We start from the raw sequence: 14439 nt of genomic DNA on the forward strand, positions 1-14439 counted from the left end.
GTGGCCGACCCGCCGGTGCTGTCGGCGATGGCGGTGCCCGATCGCGGCCGTCCGGTGCTCGCCGACGGGGCGGTGCAGGCAGAAAGTGACTTCACCACGTTCTGGTCGCTCAACTTCGCGCTGGGGCAATCTGACTGGGCAGCGGTCGGCGGTTTCGATGAGGCGTATGTCGGATACGGCGGGGAGGACACCGACTTCGGCCAACGCCTCGGTCGGGTCGGCGGCCGCTTGGTCTGGACCGGCGGCGCCACGGCGCTGCACCAATGGCACGAGACGCAGTCGCCGCCGGTCGGGCACCTGGCCGACATCGTGCGCAACGCCAATCTCTTCGCGCAGCGCTGGGGCTGGTGGCCGATGGAGGGCTGGCTCGAGGGGTTCCGCGCACAGGGTCTGGCGCAGCAGGATGGACCCGGCGGACGCTGGCGGGTGGCCGCGGAACAGATGACCCCGGAAAGTAGTTGAACTTTCTATGAAGGCTTTCGGATTCCTCAGTTTCGGCCACTACGGCCGGTTCCCCGGCTCACAGACCCGGGATGCCGCGGCTGCGTTGAAGCAGGCCGTGGAACTCGGCGTCGGAGCGGACTCGATCGGCGTCAACGGCGCCTACTTCCGGGTCCACCACTTCGAGCGTCAAGCGGCGGCCCCGATCCCGGTGCTGTCCGCCATCGCGGCGCGCACCTCCCGCATCGAGGTGGGCACCGGCGTCATCGACATGCGCTACGAGAACCCGCTCTACCTGGCCGAGGAGCTGGGCGCTCTCGATCTGTTGAGCGACCAGCGCATCGCCATCGGTATCTCCCGTGGCTCACCGGAAACCGCCGTGCGCGGTTACGAGGCGTTCGGTTACACCGGCGCGAAGGATCCGCGCGGCGGCGACATCGCGCGCGAGAAGTTCGAGATCTTCCTGGCTGCGATCCAGGGAGCGGGCATGGTGGACGCCGACCCGCAGCGGGCACCGCAGGGCACCCGCCTGCCGGTGCAGCCGCACGCGCCGGGTCTCATCGACCGCATCTGGTGGGGTTCCGGCACCCGCGAAACCGCCGAGTGGGTGGGCAAGCTTGGCCTGAACCTGATGTCCTCCACGCTGCTGACCGAAGCCAACGGTGAGTCGTTCGCCGCGTTGCAGAAGGAGCAGATCGACCGGTTCCGCGCGGCGTACGCCGAGGCCGGACACACCGGGGCGCCGCGAGTCTCGGTGTCGCGCAGCGTGTTTCCGATCGTCAACGCCCAGGACGCCGCCTACTTCGGCCAGGCGAACGACGACGACCAGATCGGCGTGATCGACGGGTTCCGCTCCACCTTCGGCAAGACCTACGCGGCCGAGCCGGATGTGCTGATCGAGCAGCTGAAGCAGGACGAGGCCGTGATGGCCGCGGACACGCTGATGCTGACCATCCCCAACCAGTTGGGCGTCGACTACAACCTGCACGTGCTGGACAGCTTCGCCAAGCACGTCGCGCCGGCGCTGGGCTGGGAGTCCAACACCGAGGGTCCGGTCACCGGCGAGCCCATCGCGGCCGTCACCGCCTGATGCGCGGGCAGGTCGGCGGCCGCGGCGACGCCTCTGTCGAGACGGCGTGGCAGCGGTACGCCGACCTGGATGCCTGGTCGGACTGGTCCCCGCAGATCCGCAAGGTCCGGTCCGACCGGCGCCAGCTGGCTCCCGGTCTGCGCGGCGCGGTGGTGGGTCCGTTCGGACTTGCGGTGCCCTTCGAGGTGCTGGAGGTCGATACCGCTGTCCGAGAATGGGTTTGGCGAGTATCCCTACTCGGGGTGAAGGTCGAGATGACCCATGCGCTGAGGGCCGAGGGCGGGCGGACCATCGCTTCGTTGATCGCAGACGGCCCGGCCGTCGTGGTACTGCCGTATCTACCGATCGCAGCTGTGGCCTTAGGGAGGCTCACACGGGCCTGAGCGCTTCCTAGTGTCGAGGTCATGACAACTGACAGCACGTCCGAGGCGGAGATGAGCGCCGCCGTAGAAGCAGCTCAGAAGGTGGTCGACACGGTCACTTCCTGGGACTACAGCGCGACCGACGAGAAGATCGAGGACAAACTCTCGGAGGGCCTTCGCGAAGCGGGGGTGAGCCTGCCCGACAGTGAGCGCGATCGTCTGCTCGATGAGATTGCTGCGCTCAAACAGGACGAGACGGCAGGAACGCCGCAGGTCCAAGAGGCGTGGCCCACGTCGGCGGAGTCGGTGTAGCCATGGCGCGCGACGACGACCTGAAGACCATTCACGACCTGATCAAGGACGAGAAGGTCGCCATGGTGACCACTCGCAACGAAGGCACCGGAGCGCTGACCGCGCGTCCGATGACCACCCAGGAAGCGCAGTTCGACGGCACGCTCTACTTCATCGTGACCGCTGAAGCGGGGACCGTCTCTGACCTGCAGTCAGCGGCACCGGTCAACGTGTCCTATCGCGGCAGCAGCGCGTTCGTGTCACTCAGCGGAACCGGGCGAGTTGGCTCGAACCCCGAGAAGGCCAAGGAGCTGTGGAACGACTCTGTGGCAGCGTGGTTCGAGGTCGGCCCCGAGGATCCCCAGGTGCAGGTGCTGACCGTGGAGGTCGACGGCGCGGAGTACTGGAGCGTGGAGAACAAGGCCGCGCTGATGATCGACCTGGTCAAGTCCCGCGTCACCGGCAAGCGCCCGGACGTCGGTGACAACGACACGGTCGATCTCTAGAGCGCTCGCACGCGGGCGGTGGTGGGGTCCCACTGCGTCACACCGGTGACGATGAGGACGTCGGGTACGCCGACCACCACCTCCCGCGCGACCGTCACCTGATCGTCGGTCAACCGGCCGGACACCGTGACGTGGGGCGTCCAGGACAGCCGGTGCTGGTCCGCCAAGTCGCGAAGACGCTGCACCCTCTCGTGCCAGATCGGCGGCACGTCCACCGCAAGGTATACGAGGTTGCTGCGGTCGAAGGTACGCACACCGGCAACGGGCAGACGCAAGGGCAGTTCGCGAGCCAGGCACTCGGCGTACGTCAGACAGGGGGCGGACAGCTCGGGCGCCGCGCACAGCGTGATGTGTGGCCGGTTCGAGGCCCCGCGGTGGTCGCCGCGGGACGGCAGGCCGACGTCCTGCAGTTGCCGCCACAGGCGCCTCACGGCGGTGTCGCCGGCCTCGTCGAGCACGAAGTCCAGCGACTGCATCCCACCACGGTAGGCGCCCTAAGGGCGGATCCCGCCCGGCTACATTCGAAGGGTGTCCGACGACAGCCAACCCGGAGGCGACAGCCTGTTCACCGTCATCGTTGCGTTCACGGCGAATCTGCTGATCGCAGTAGCCAAGTCGGTCGTGGCGGCGATCACGGGGTCGGCGTCGATGCTGGCCGAGGCGGCGCACTCCTGGGCCGACACCGGCAACGAGATCTTCCTGCTCATCGGCGAACGCAAGTCCTCGCGGCCGCCGGACGACGAGCATCAACTGGGCTATGGCCGGGTGGGCTACGTCTGGTCCATGTTCGCCGCATTCGGCCTTTTCACCGTCGGCTCGGCGGTGTCGATCTGGCACGGCATCTCTGCGCTGCGCAACCCGGACGAGGGTGACACGAACTATCTGTGGGCGTACGTCGTCCTGGCGATATCGGCGGTGCTGGAAGGGACCTCGTTCCTGCAGGCGGTCCGACAGACCAAGCAGGGCGCCCGGCGCAGCCGGCTGCATCCGTTGCGCTACATCGCGCAGACGTCCAACCCGATCCTGCGCGCCGTCTTCGCCGAGGACGCGTCGGCGCTGATCGGCATCGTGCTGGCCGCGATCGGCATTGCCCTGCACGAGATAACGGGCAACCCGGCCTGGGATGCGATCGGATCGATCGCCGTCGGCGTCCTGCTGGGCTGCGTCGCCGTCTTCCTGATCGGCCGGAACATGGATTTCCTGACAGGGGAAGGGGTTCCGACGATCGTGCGGAATGCCGCATTGGTCGCGCTGAACGAGCACCGGTTCGTCGAACGGGTCAGTTTCCTGCGGATGGAGTGGGTCGGGGCGTCGCGGATCTACCTGGTCGGGGCGGTGGATCTGGTCGGAGACCAGGCGGAGCACGACGTCGCGACCAAGCTGGCCATGGTGGCCGATGAGTTGGAGCAGAATCCCATGGTCGAGCGGGCGGTGCTCACGCTGAGCCGTCCGGACGACCCCACGACCCTGCTGCCCACACCATGACCGACGTCATCCTCATCCTGGGCAACCAGCTGGTGCCCGATCACCCCGCGCTGCGCAAGTACCCCGACGCCCGGATCGTGATGATCGAGGCCGACGACATCTGCCGGCAGCACCGCTTTCACCGGCACAAACTGATGCTCGTGCTCGCCTCGATGCGTCACTACGCCGCCGCGTCGCGTCGTGAGGTGGCGTACGTCGAGTACCGGCCGGGCAGCGTGTTCCGCACCGAGTTGGGTGAACAGCTCGACACGTACGACGCGACCCGGCTGATCTGGATGCAGACCAGTGACCGTGGGCCCAACGCCGCCCTGGAGGAGATCGCGGCGCAGCACGGATGTGAGCCCGTCACTCTCGCGAACCGGCAATTCCTCACCACGCCAGAACAATTCGACGGATGGCTGGGCGAGAAGTCGGCTCCGCTGATGGAGAACTTCTACCGCTGGCAGCGTCGCCGGCTCGATGTGCTGATGGACGGCGGATCGCCGGAAGGGGGCCGCTGGAACTACGACCAGGAGAACAGGCACCCGCTGCCCAGGCGACGACTTAAGATTCCCGCACTGCCGACCACTCGGCGTACCCGCCACGTGAACGACGTCGCGGCGCTGGTGGACGAGCACTTCGCCGATCACCCAGGGCGGTCGGACAACTTCTGGTTGCCGACGACGCGCGAGCAGGCGGTGCGCTGGCTGGACGCGTTCGTCGACGAACGACTGGAACTCTTCGGTCGCTACGAGGACGCGATGGCCGCGGACGCGCCGTTCCTCTTCCACTCGGTGCTGTCACCGCTGATCAACCTCGGGTTGTTGTTACCGGAGGAGTGCATCGAGGCGGCGGTCGAGGCATACCGCCGCGGTGACGCGCCGCTGAGCAGCGTTGAGGGCTTCGTGCGGCAGATCATCGGGTGGCGCGAGTTCATGTACGGGCTCTACTGGTGTCGTGCTGACGCCTTCGACGCCAACTTTTTCGGGTTCCGCCGCACACTGGAGGAGTGGTGGTACACCAATAACTCTGTGCCGCAGGAGCTTCCGGCGCCCGTGCGAGTGTGCCTCGATCGGGTCCACGAGTACGGCTATTCCCATCACATCGAGCGGCTGATGGTCTTCGGCAACTGGTTCCTGATCTCCGGCTACCAGCCGCGTGAGGTTTACGAGTGGTTCATGAGCATGTACGTCGACGCCTACGAGTGGGTCATGGTGCCGAACGTGATGGGCATGAGCCAGTACGCCGATGGCGGCATGCTGGCGACCAAGCCCTACATCGCTGGCGGCAACTATCTGCAGAAGATGGGGCACTGGTTCGACTCGGCTGCGGCGGCCAAGGAGTCCGAGTTCACCCGCCGGTACTGGCAGTTCCTTGCGGACAACGACGACAAGCTGGCTGGCAACCACCGGCTGGCCCTCGTCCTCAAGCAGGCGCGTGCCCGGGCGACGTAGCGTGCCGGTCGCGGCCACCCGGGCTGATTCGCCTAGCATCCCTAGAGTCAACCGAGGACCCGACACCGACAGGTTGCACCCGTTATGACTCTTGATCGTGTCGTGACGCCGCGCTCGGGCCGTGGTTGACGCATGTGCTGCTGTGGGCGACGGATCAGGGGAAGACACTGGTGCTGTTGACCCCGCCGTCCGTGGTCCTGAGTCCGGCGGTGGAGCGGCTGACCCGGGCCGGCACGGTGCGCTGGGTCATCGACGACGAGCAGCGTACGAGTGAGGCGTGGCGCAATGTCGCGGTGCGATGGGATGGATCGGCGTTCGTGGATGTGCCCGGCGGTGATCCAGTGCCTGTGATCGCGCAGGCCCGCGACGCGGAATGGAACCTGTCATTGGATGTCGATACAACCCTGGCCTACCAGGAGGCCGACGTGGGTGGGTTGCTGGAGCGTTGCGTCGCGGCTCTCTCGCGTGGCCCGGTGGCGGCGGTCGGTCTGCTGGAACCGGTCGAGGCAAGCTGGGACCCATCCGTCCTACGTGAGCTTGCGCGCAGCCAGTCCCCGCGCCAGACGCAGGTGATCGTGCGTGGCGCCGGCTTCGAGGGGGTGTGTTCGCTTGTGCCGCAACCGGTGGGCCTGGTCGAGCGCAACGAGCTGTTGCTGAGAGCCCCCGGCGCGCCGTACGACGAGCAGCAATTGACCGACCTCGGAAGGGCATTCCTGGCGGCGGGTGCCCAGCTGGCCCTGCTCGGCTATCGGTTGGGCAGCTCTGATCTCGTCGCACCCTCGTATGCCTCCGGTCCGCTGCTGCCCGGCCTCATCGCTGTCGCGGCGGCTCGCTTCCCATCTCTGAGCGGCTCCGAGGTTGGTGCTGTCGCGGAAGAGTTTGCGGTGCCGGTCGATCAGGGGTGGGTCATCAGGTTCCCGACTCCGGAAAACCTGTCGACCGAGGCGGCCCAGGAATTGCTCGCTCGCCGCGCGCATGTGATGGCCCTACTGGCCCGTCACGACGCCCATGTCCTGGCCGAACGTGCGGTCGACGACTACGAGATCCTCACGGCGGGGTCCGGCTCACCGCTGCAGCCGGTGGTGCCGTTCGTGACGATGGCGGCCGAGGTCAATCTGCATGTGGTCCTGACCCGCCGCACCAGCGGCGCCTCCCGCGGTGTCTTCGAGCCGGTATTCGCCGCCGTGCGCGACTCCGGCGCGGTGGGTCTGAAGTTCTCCGGCGACCGCGCAGAAGGTCAACTACTGGGCACCGTGCGACCGCAGAAGCTGCCCGTCGGCCGAGCGTTGTTGGTGCGGACCGGGGAAGGGCCACGCACCGTCCAGGTCGCCTTCCGCGGCCCCGACGATCACCTGGAAGGCCGGGGGTTCGCCAGTTGATCGCCGGCTCAGCCTGCGGGTTGATCGATCGGGCACCAGTACGTCGTACGGCCGCCGACCGTGCCGCGGGACAGAGGCGCTCCGCACCGTGGACAGTGCCCGGATTTGCCTCTGGCACGTGCGAATTCGCCGGTGTGGACACCGCCCTTGGCGATAGCCGTTCGGATCGCGAACCGGAGGCTGCGCCGTAGCTCATCGAGATCATCCGTGGTCAGCTCGTCGGCAGGGCGGGCCGGTTGCAGCTGGGCACGCCACAGCGCCTCGTCGGCCAGGAGGTTGCCCACCCCGGCGATAACGTGCTGGTCGAGGAGCCGGGCTTTGACGGGAGCCTTGCTGCTCCCGATTCGGGCGCGGAAGTCCTCACGACCGATGTGCTCGGCGTCGGGTCCGAGCACGTGCCGGTCGGGGTCGAGCCGTACCCGGCCCAGGCGTCGCTTGTCGTGCAGGTCCAGGCTGCCGCCGTCGTCGAAGGTGATGCTGAAACGTGTCCACACCGGGTTGTCCTGACCCTCGCGGATCCGTTGCGGCACGTAGTCACCGCCCTCCTCGATCGTGCCGTCGGCCCGGCGCACCAGGATGCGGCCGCTCATCCCCAGGTGGATGCCCAGTTCCGGGCCGTCGCCGCTGGTGTCGCACCAGATGGTCTTGCCCTGCCGGTGCGCCGCCGTCAGTTCGCGGCCGACCAGCGCGGTCCGGATGTCGCCGGGTGTGTGCGGGCGGCACTCGTAGGTGTCACTGTCGTCGACGTCGATGATCCGCCGATGCAGCGCCGCCCGTTCGATCGTCCTGCGCGCACTTTCGACCTCAGGCAATTCCGGCACGGGCCTAGTGTGTCTGACCGGTTGGGGGAGGATGACACCGTGGAGTACATCTCGGATCTCGACCGCCGCTTCGGCATCTCGCAGGAGCCGTACAGCCGCACCGTGCACGAACTCCAGGAGGCGGCGCAGACCGGGCACGACGCCACCGGGTTGCAGGCCCGCGTGGCGCAGTTGCGGTCGGACGGTTCCGACGATGCCGAGCTGGAGCAGATCTACGCCGCCGTCCCGCAGACGCCGCCCGCAGGGTGGCCGTTTTTCGAGGGGTCGGAACTGGAGGCGATCCTTGGCCAGTTGCCAGCGCAGTCCGCGGTCGTCGTACCCGATGGGCTCGATGGCCGGCTGCGTGGTGCGTGGTACGGGCGGATCGTCGGTAACCTCCTGGGGAAGCCGGTCGAATTCGGTTGGAGCCGAGCCGATTTGAAGAGCTACCTGCTGAGCCAGGGGGCTTATCCGCTGCTGGACTACGTGCCGATTCCGGAGGACGAACTGCGGCGGTTGTCCAGCGGCGGACGGCACGAGGACATCTGGCGACCGGACGTGCAGGGATTCGTCCCCGGCGCCATGGACTACGCGGCCGTGTCGCGGGGCCGGATCCGGGGCGGGGTGCGCGACGACGACATCGACTGGACCATTCTGAATCTGGCACTGCTCGAGGAGTGCGGACCCGGCTTCACGGCCTACGACCTGGCACGCACCTGGTTGACCCGGATGCCGGTCTACCAGACCTACACCGCCGAGCGAGCGGCGTACAACAACCTGGTCCGGGAGGTGCCGCTGGAGCTGGCCGGCGCCTTCCACAACCCCTACCGCGAGTGGATTGGCGCCCTGATCCGAGCGGACGTCTTCGGGTACGTCTATGCCGGAAACCCACGTGCGGCAGCGCTTTTGGCGCACCGCGACGCTTATCTCTCACATCGTGCGAACGGCATCTACGGCGAGATGTGGGCAGCGGCGCTGGTCGCGTCGGCGTTCACCGCCACCACGCCGCTTTCGTCCCTGGAGGAGTCGCTACGGCACATCCCGCCGACGTCGCGACTGGCATACGAGATTCGCTCGGTGCTCGCCGACTACACGGCCGGACGCAGCTGGGATGAGGCGATGGACGCGCTGGAGGCGCGCTACGTGGGGATGAGTTGGATCCACACGCTCAACAACGCGGGCGCCTTGACTGCCGCGATCGTGTACGGCGGGGGAGACTTCAGCGCGACGATCGGGCTGGCCGTGCTGGCCGCCCTCGACACCGACTCGATCGGCGCGACCGCCGGGTCGTGGGCGGGGGCGTTCAACGGGTACGTCGCGATCCCGGCGCACTGGATCGAACCGCTCGAAGGACGCACGCGCAGTGCGGTATTCGGATTCGGTGAGGTGCAGATCGACGAGTTGGTGCGCCGTACGTCGCGCATCAAGCCCTAGCCCCGCGGGCTGGCCGTCGTCGCCCGCGCCTGCAGGCGGTAGGACAGTTCGACATCCCGCGCGTTCTCACGCGCTGCGTGGGCCTCGAACCGTTGCCCGACCAGTGCGACGGCCGCCTCGGCGATTCCCGCTTTGTCCGGGACCACCGTCGACAGAGGCGGATTGGTGAACTCCGTCTCCTCGGAGCCGTCGAAACCGATGATCGCCAGATCGCCGGGGACGGACCGTCCGGCGACGAGCGCCTGATGCAAGGCCCCTACGGCCAGTTGGTCGTTGAGGCAGAAGACTGCTTCGGGGGTTCGGGCAGCCGCAACAGCCGGGCCATCGCGACGGCGCCGTCCGCCCGGTGGAACTGGTCGACGCCGACGACGTAGTCCTCGGGAACGACGAGTCCGGCGCCGGCCAGGGCATCGCGGTAGCCCCGCAGCCGCTGCACCGCCGTCCCGCGGTGGGGTAGTTCACCGATCGCGGCGATGCGCTGATGGCCGGCGTCGATCAGGTGCTGCACCGCGGCGCGAGCGGCTGACACGTTGTCGATGCCGACATGATCCAGGGGCAGTCCGATCTCGTGCTCGCCGATCAGGACCATGGGGAAGTGCGGGTCGAGTTGCCGTAGGTCCTCGGCAGTGACCGCCTCGAGGCTGAGGATGGCCCCGTCCACGACGTGGGACCCGAGGCCCGCGACGAGTTCGTGCTCGCGTTGGCGGGTGCCGAAGGTCTGCTCGACCAGGACGGTCCAGCCGCGTCGGTGGGCGGCGGCGATCACGAGGGCCGAGAGTTCGCCGAAATAGGGGATGCCGAGCTCGGGCACGATCAACGCGAGGAAGCCGGTGCGCCCGCGCCGCAGGTTTCGGGCGCTGATGTTGGGACGGTAACCCGTTGCTGCGAGGGCCTTTTCAACTTTCTCGCGGTTGGATTCGGTGACGAACGAATAGCCGTTGACGACGTTGGAGACGGTCTTGACCGAGACGCCGGCTAGTTCGGCGACGTCCTTGAGCGTTACCACTTGTAGTGGCTCCTTCCACAGCGCGCGAGCGGTCCGGGCCCGGTAGGTCTGACCAGGTCAATCTGACCATCGTCGCGGGGTTGGCACTGATGATATGAGCCGGATCGAGGGTTTACAACGCTGTTCCAACGATGTAAACCAGCTAGGTGTCACCTGTGGCCCACGTCACAGCGCAGTGCATCAAACCCTCCCGAAGTCCTCGATCCAAGGAGCCCCGATGTCTCGACCACCCATCCCCCGCGTGTCGCAGCATCCCCATCGCACCGTCAACCCGGCCTCGACCCAGGGCGGGTGGTGCTGATGGCTTGGCGCGCCGTACGTCGATGGGCGGGTCTGCTGGTTGCCGTGTGCGTCGGGCTGGTGCTGTGCCTGCCCGGCACGGCCCGGGCAGCGGACACCCCGCCCCAGCCGCCCACCTGGAGCGGCAAGGTCGCTCCGCTGAACACTCCGTGGACCACCCAGGTCACCCCGGACAACGCCCTGCCGGATTACCCGCGGCCGCAGTTGGCCCGGCCCTCCGTTGCGGCGCCGGAGTGGACCAACCTCAACGGGCTGTGGCAGTACCAGCCGACCGACGGCTACAGCTCGCTGCCGTTCGGTAAGAACCTGAAGCAACAGATCCTCGTGCCCTACCCGACGGAATCAGCACTGTCGGGGATCCAGGCGCACTCCGACTTCATGGTCTACCGGCGCTCGGTCACCGTGCCTGCCGCTTACACGGCCGGTGGCCGCCACGTCCGGTTGAACTTCGGGGCGGTCAGCTACGAGGCGACGGTGTACGTGAACAAGAAGTTGGTCGCCCACCACACCGGCGGGTACACCGCGTTCAGTGCCGACATCACCAGCGCCCTGAAGAAGAACGGCGCCAACGAGATTCTCGTGGCGGTCCACGCGCCCGTCGACGGCGCGGACATCCCGGTGGGTAAGCAGAGCCTCAAGCCCGGCGGCATCTTCTACACGGCCTCGTCCGGGATCTGGCAGACGGTGTGGATGGAGCCGGTGCAACCGGCCAGCATCGCGTCGGTCGTCGCCACGGCGCGAACCAACTTGAAGGCGTTCGACGTCAAAGCGACCTTCAACGGCTCGGTGGCCAACGCAACACTCAAGGTCACGGCCTTCGCGGACGGCAAGGCGGTCGCGTCCTCCTCCGGCAGTGCGACCGGCACGTTCCGGCTGAATCTGCCCAAGCCGCGGCGCTGGTCGCCTACCGACCCGTTCCTCTACACCTTCAAGGTCTCACTCACCAAGAACGGGCGTACTGACACGGTGGAGTCCTACGCCGGGCTGCGGACCATCGCGGTCAAGAACGTGGACGGCAAACAACGCATCGTGCTCAACGGCAAACCCACCTTCCTGCTGGGCACCCTTGACCAGGGCTTCTGGCCGGACGGCATCTACACCGCACCGACCGACGACGCGCTCAAGTTCGACATCCAGAAGACCAAGGATCTGGGCTTCAACACCATCCGCAAGCACATCAAGATCGAGCCGGCCCGCTGGTATTACTGGGCCGACAAGCTCGGGCTGATGGTCTGGCAGGACGCGCCGTCGCTGCCGGCGGGCAATGGCAGCGGCGACAATGCCAGCGCCCAGGCCGACTTCCGCTCGGAAGTCTCGGCGATGGTCAACCAGCTCAAGGGCGAGACCTCGATCATCGGGTGGATCCCGTTCAACGAGGGCTGGGGTCAGTGGAGCATCCAGGCGGCCGCCGATGTGACCGCCCAGATCAAGGCGATCGATCCGACCCGCCTGGTCAACTCGCGCAGCGGCGCCAACTGCTGTGAGACCCCGGGCGATCCCGGCAGCGGGAACATCATCGACTGGCACGTCTACCAGGGTCCGGCGCTGCCCGCGCCCGATGCGACCCGCGCGTCCATCGACGGCGAGCACGGTGGGCTGACGCTGAGCGTCGAGGGTCACCGGTGGCCGGGTGCGGACGTGAATCCCTATGGTTCCGTGCCGGACGCGGCCGCGTTGACCAAGGGATACGTCGAGAACACGTCGGTCCTGCGGGACGTCGGGGCGCCGTACGGGCTCTCGGGAAGCATCTACACCCAGATCACCGACGTCGAGGGCGAGCAGAACGGTTTGTTCACCTACGACCGCAAGGTCGAGAAGCCGGACGAGGCGGCGGTGCGAGCGATCAATCTGCAGACCATCGCGGCCGGTTCCCAACCGATCCCTGCGCCCCCGGCCGGTACGCCGGGTCTGGAGGAGTGGGTCACTGGAAGCTCGATGACGGGTCGGGTACGACGGCCGCGGACTCCGCGGGTAACCACCCGTTGACGCTGTCCGGGGCGACGTGGGGCCCGGACGGACTGGTCTTCAACGGTTCGGCCAGTGCCACTACCGACGGGCCGGTGTTGAACACGCGGGGAACGAACTTCTCGGTGTCGGCGTGGGTCAAGGCGGATCAGTTCGGCGGTGGGTTCCAGACCGTGGTCAGTGAGGACGGCGAGAACAACAGCGCCTTCTTCCTGCAGTACTCGGGGCAGGACCAGCGGTGGGCGTTCTCCTTCGTCGGGGCGCGGGCCATCGCGGCAGACCTCGGCCAACCGCAGGCCGGTCGGTGGTATCACCTGGTCGGGGTGCGCGACACCGTGGCATCGACGCTGACCATCTACGTGGACGGCCAGAAGGCCGGCACGACCAGTGTGCTCGGCACCGCCGACGTGGGCACCGGCAGTTTCGCGGTGGGGCGCGGCAAGTACGGCGGTAAGCCGGTCGACTTCCTCACGGGGACCGTCGACGACGTGCGCGCCTACGACCGGGCCTTGTCGGCCGATGAGGTTGCCACGTTGTTCGCGGCGGGCCGCCCCTGACGACGGCGGCCGATCGGCGAGGTTCCTGACGCCGTGGGGGCGTGACCGGCTTCGGCCACATCCCCACGGCGTCGCACCAGTGGCTGGTCCGGGGGCGTGCACAGGCTCTGGCAACAGTCGGATAACGACCGTGAGGAAGCTCACAAAAGATGCTTTACAACGCTGTTCCAACGATGTAACACTGTCGGCGGTCACCTTGCCGCACCCGCCTGACCAGCGAACGCCCTGCCCGAAGGAGTGCAGATGAACAACCTCACGTCCCGCCGTACCCGGCCGGTGGCTCTGGCCATCGGGGCCGTCATGGCGCTGTCCCTCGCTGGTTGCTCCAAAGCGGAGAACACCGGCGGATCATCGGCCGCCGGATCGGCGGGCGGGGGCCCGGCGGCGTCCGCCGCGGCCAGTCAGAGCTCCGGCGGCAACTGCACGATCGCCCAGACCGGTTATCCCAAGCTCGACCTCACCAAGGCCAAGGTCGGTTTCTCCCAGTCGGAGAAGGAAGGCAACCCCTTCCGCATCGCCGAGACCCAGTCGATCAAGGACGAGGCGGCCAAACTGGGCATCACCAATCTGTTGACCACCAACGCCCAGAGTGATCTGAACAAACAGATCAGCGACATCAAGTCGATGCTCGCCCAGGGCGCCCAAGCCCTGATCGTCGCGCCCTTGAACTCCGACGGGTTGCAGCCCGCCCTCGACGCGGCCAAGGCCAAGAAGGTGCCGGTTGTCACCATCGACCGATTGGTCACCTCGAAACCGTGCACGGACTACCTCACCTTCATCGGTTCGAACTTCGTCCAGCAGGGCCAGCGCGCTGCGGACGCGATGGACAAGGCGACCGGCGGCAAGGGTGAGGTGGCCATTCTGCTGGGTTCCTCCGGTAACAACGTGACCACCGATCGCACCAAGGGATTCAAGGACGAACTGGCCAAGTACCCGGGCCTGAAGGTCGTCGTCGAACAGACCGGTGAGTTCGATCGCGCCAAGGGCCAGTCCGTCATGGAGCAGCTGATCCAGAGCCACCCGGAGATCACGGCCGTCTACGCCGAGAACGACGAAATGGGCATCGGTGCTGTCAATGCGCTCAAGGCCGCTGGCAAGAACCCGGGCAAGGACGTGAAGGTGGTCTCGATCGACGGGACCAAGAACGCGGTCCAGCTCATCACCAAGGGTGAGTACAACGCGGTGATCGAATCCAACCCCCGCTTCGGTCCGCTGGCGTTCAAGGCCCTGCAGGACTTCGAAGCCGGTCAGCCGATCCCGGACAAGATCGTGATCAGCGACGACGCCTACGACTCCGGCAACGCGGCGCAGAAGGTCAACAACGCCTACTGATCCGTCGTCGGCAGTTGCGCGGACGGTGGACCGGGTCATCGTGCCGGTCCACCGTCCT

The 14439-nt window shown here is 67.2% G+C and carries 15 protein-coding genes and 1 pseudogene; 12 read left to right on the forward strand and 4 right to left on the reverse strand.

Features of this window, described 5'->3' with window-relative positions:
- The 5 genes from ACFQBT_RS01460 to ACFQBT_RS01480 are packed head-to-tail and all read left to right on the forward strand — an operon-like array spanning position 1 to position 2690.
- A complete protein-coding gene (locus ACFQBT_RS01460; RefSeq protein WP_377820057.1) occupies positions 1–462 on the forward strand; it encodes a glycosyltransferase family 2 protein in 462 nt (153 codons plus the stop codon).
- A 7-nt stretch (positions 463–469) separates the two neighbouring features.
- Entirely contained in the window at positions 470–1531 is a 1062-nt protein-coding gene (locus ACFQBT_RS01465; RefSeq protein WP_377820058.1) for an LLM class flavin-dependent oxidoreductase, read from the forward strand.
- On the forward strand, positions 1531–1914 hold the full coding sequence (locus ACFQBT_RS01470; RefSeq protein WP_377820059.1) for an SRPBCC family protein: 384 nt from the start codon (positions 1531–1533) through the stop codon (positions 1912–1914). Before ACFQBT_RS01465 ends, ACFQBT_RS01470 begins: the two co-directional genes overlap by 1 nt.
- Positions 1915–1935: 21 nt before the next feature.
- Positions 1936–2205 carry a hypothetical protein gene (locus ACFQBT_RS01475; RefSeq protein WP_377820060.1) on the forward strand — a complete coding sequence of 90 codons (270 nt, stop codon included), beginning with the start codon at positions 1936–1938 and terminating at the stop codon, positions 2203–2205.
- A gap of 2 nt (positions 2206–2207) precedes the next feature.
- Positions 2208–2690 (forward strand): pyridoxamine 5'-phosphate oxidase family protein, encoded by a 483-nt coding sequence (locus ACFQBT_RS01480; RefSeq protein ID WP_377820062.1) that lies wholly within the window; start codon positions 2208–2210, stop codon positions 2688–2690.
- Here ACFQBT_RS01480 and ACFQBT_RS01485 read toward each other — a convergent pair.
- Positions 2687–3166 carry a 2'-5' RNA ligase family protein gene (locus ACFQBT_RS01485; protein ID WP_377820063.1) on the reverse strand — a complete coding sequence of 160 codons (480 nt, stop codon included), beginning with the start codon at positions 3164–3166 and terminating at the stop codon, positions 2687–2689. The two genes, ACFQBT_RS01480 and ACFQBT_RS01485, sit on opposite strands and share 4 nt — an antisense overlap.
- A 52-nt stretch (positions 3167–3218) precedes the next feature.
- On the opposite strand from ACFQBT_RS01485, the gene ACFQBT_RS01490 reads away from it, so the two are divergent.
- From ACFQBT_RS01490 to ACFQBT_RS01500, 3 genes and pseudogenes are all read left to right on the forward strand, one after another.
- The gene (locus tag ACFQBT_RS01490; RefSeq protein ID WP_377820064.1) at positions 3219–4175 is read left to right on the forward strand and encodes a cation diffusion facilitator family transporter; all 957 of its coding nucleotides are present in this window, start codon (positions 3219–3221) and stop codon (positions 4173–4175) included.
- Positions 4172–5608, forward strand: a complete 1437-nt coding sequence (locus tag ACFQBT_RS01495) for a cryptochrome/photolyase family protein (protein WP_377820065.1) — start codon at positions 4172–4174, stop codon at positions 5606–5608. Before ACFQBT_RS01490 ends, ACFQBT_RS01495 begins: the two co-directional genes overlap by 4 nt.
- Positions 5609–5730: 122 nt before the next feature.
- Positions 5731–6987, forward strand: a pseudogene (locus ACFQBT_RS01500) (DUF6177 family protein); the annotation flags it as partial.
- A gap of 8 nt (positions 6988–6995) precedes the next feature.
- Here the strand turns inward: ACFQBT_RS01500 and ACFQBT_RS01505 are convergent.
- Positions 6996–7808, reverse strand: coding sequence for an Fpg/Nei family DNA glycosylase (locus tag ACFQBT_RS01505; protein ID WP_377820066.1), 813 nt, complete (start codon positions 7806–7808; stop codon positions 6996–6998).
- Positions 7809–7817: 9 nt separating this feature from the next.
- Here ACFQBT_RS01505 and ACFQBT_RS01510 point away from each other — a divergent pair, with 9 nt between their 5' ends.
- Positions 7818–9221, forward strand: coding sequence for an ADP-ribosylglycohydrolase family protein (locus ACFQBT_RS01510; protein ID WP_377820067.1), 1404 nt, complete (start codon positions 7818–7820; stop codon positions 9219–9221).
- On the opposite strand, the gene ACFQBT_RS01515 is transcribed toward ACFQBT_RS01510, so the two are convergent.
- Together ACFQBT_RS01515 and ACFQBT_RS01520 are read right to left on the reverse strand one after the other, a co-directional pair.
- Positions 9218–9472, reverse strand: coding sequence for a substrate-binding domain-containing protein (locus ACFQBT_RS01515; protein WP_377820068.1), 255 nt, complete (start codon positions 9470–9472; stop codon positions 9218–9220). The two genes, ACFQBT_RS01510 and ACFQBT_RS01515, sit on opposite strands and share 4 nt — an antisense overlap.
- A gap of 5 nt (positions 9473–9477) precedes the next feature.
- Complete coding sequence (locus tag ACFQBT_RS01520) at positions 9478–10227, reverse strand: LacI family DNA-binding transcriptional regulator (RefSeq protein WP_377820069.1); 750 nt, start codon at positions 10225–10227, stop codon at positions 9478–9480.
- A gap of 300 nt (positions 10228–10527) precedes the next feature.
- Here ACFQBT_RS01520 and ACFQBT_RS01525 point away from each other — a divergent pair, with 300 nt between their 5' ends.
- From ACFQBT_RS01525 to ACFQBT_RS01535, 3 genes are all read left to right on the forward strand, one after another.
- Positions 10528–12513: a glycoside hydrolase family 2 protein gene (locus ACFQBT_RS01525; protein ID WP_377820070.1), complete on the forward strand. Its 1986-nt coding sequence runs from the start codon at positions 10528–10530 to the stop codon at positions 12511–12513.
- Positions 12444–13049 carry a LamG domain-containing protein gene (locus ACFQBT_RS01530; RefSeq protein WP_377820071.1) on the forward strand — a complete coding sequence of 202 codons (606 nt, stop codon included), beginning with the start codon at positions 12444–12446 and terminating at the stop codon, positions 13047–13049. Before ACFQBT_RS01525 ends, ACFQBT_RS01530 begins: the two co-directional genes overlap by 70 nt.
- Positions 13050–13292: 243 nt before the next feature.
- Positions 13293–14381, forward strand: coding sequence for an ABC transporter substrate-binding protein (locus ACFQBT_RS01535; RefSeq protein WP_377820072.1), 1089 nt, complete (start codon positions 13293–13295; stop codon positions 14379–14381).
- Positions 14382–14439 lie beyond the last annotated feature (58 nt).

This window comes from Branchiibius cervicis (assembly GCF_042661605.1).
Lineage (GTDB): Bacteria > Actinomycetota > Actinomycetes > Actinomycetales > Dermatophilaceae > Branchiibius > Branchiibius cervicis.